Origin of the sequence: Mesorhizobium sp. M7A.F.Ca.US.014.04.1.1 (genome assembly GCF_003998745.1) — a bacterium.
GTDB classification, from domain to species: domain Bacteria; phylum Pseudomonadota; class Alphaproteobacteria; order Rhizobiales; family Rhizobiaceae; genus Mesorhizobium; species Mesorhizobium ciceri.
Genome location: NZ_RZRW01001135.1, coordinates 1 through 994 on the forward strand (window position 1 = coordinate 1; position 994 = coordinate 994).

Consider the following 994-nt stretch of genomic DNA (forward strand, 5'->3'; position numbering starts at 1 on the left):
CGCCCCGGTTTGGGCAGCCTGCTGATCCGCGCGCTGAACCAGCGTGACTATCCGCTGGTTCAAGGCTGTCTGCTGATGCTTGCGATGGCTGTCATCCTGGGCACCCTCATGGGCGACGTCGCTCAAGCCTTCATTGACCCTCGCCAGCGGAGATCCCAGTCGTGACCCGCAAACGATACACCGCGTTTGTGTCCGCATTTGCCACGCCAAAAGGGTGTGTCGCGGGCGTTTATCTGCTGCTTTTGATTAGCGCGGCGCTTCTCGCCCCATGGTTGGCGCCCTATGGCGATTCCCAGCAGAACCTCTCCATCATGAACCAGCAGCCATCGACGAGCCATCTGCTGGGGACCGATGAGTTGGGCCGCGACGTGCTGTCGCGTGTGATCTTCGGCGCTCGCACTTCGCTCACCGTCAGTTCCACGGCGATTGGCCTGTCGCTGCTCCTGGGATTATTCCTCGGTGCCGCGTGTGGATATTTCGGTGGAGCCCTGGACCGGATCGTGATGGTGGCAGTCGATCTTACCTGGTCGTTTCCGGAGATACTGATAGCCTTGATGCTGGTCGCCGTCGTCGGGCCGGGACTCGGCGGCGTCGTCTGCGCGGTGGCGATTGCCTACCTTGCACAATTCACCCGGCTGACGCGCACCCAGGTGATCTCGCTCACCGGCGAAACCTATATCGAAGCCACCCGAAATCTCGGCGCCACGCACTTTCGTATCCTGTTTTCCCACCTTCTGCCCAATGTGCTTGCTCCCGTGCTGGTCGCCGCCATCCTTGCCACGGGCGATGCCATCATCCTCGAAGCCACTTTCGGCTTCTTTGGCCTGGGCGCGCAGCCGCCAACGCCGAGTTGGGGCGCCATGATGAGTTCCGGGACGGCGCAGCTCTTCATCGCCCCATGGGTGATTCTGTTTCCGGGATTTGCCGTGGCCATGACGGTCATCTTCCTGAACCTGTTTGGCGACGCTCTGATTGGGGCGCTCAATGTCCGATC

At 61.5% G+C, this 994-nt stretch carries 2 protein-coding genes; both read left to right on the forward strand.

The annotated features are described in order from the left end of the window. The first annotated feature begins 9 nt into the window (after window positions 1-9). On the forward strand, window positions 10-165 hold the full coding sequence (locus EOA22_RS35080) for an ABC transporter permease subunit (RefSeq protein ID WP_245478781.1): 156 nt from the start codon (window positions 10-12) through the stop codon (window positions 163-165). After that, window positions 162-994, forward strand: an 833-nt coding sequence (locus tag EOA22_RS35085; protein WP_164756244.1) for an ABC transporter permease, incomplete at its 3' end; no start/stop codon positions are given. The genes EOA22_RS35080 and EOA22_RS35085, both read left to right, overlap by 4 nt.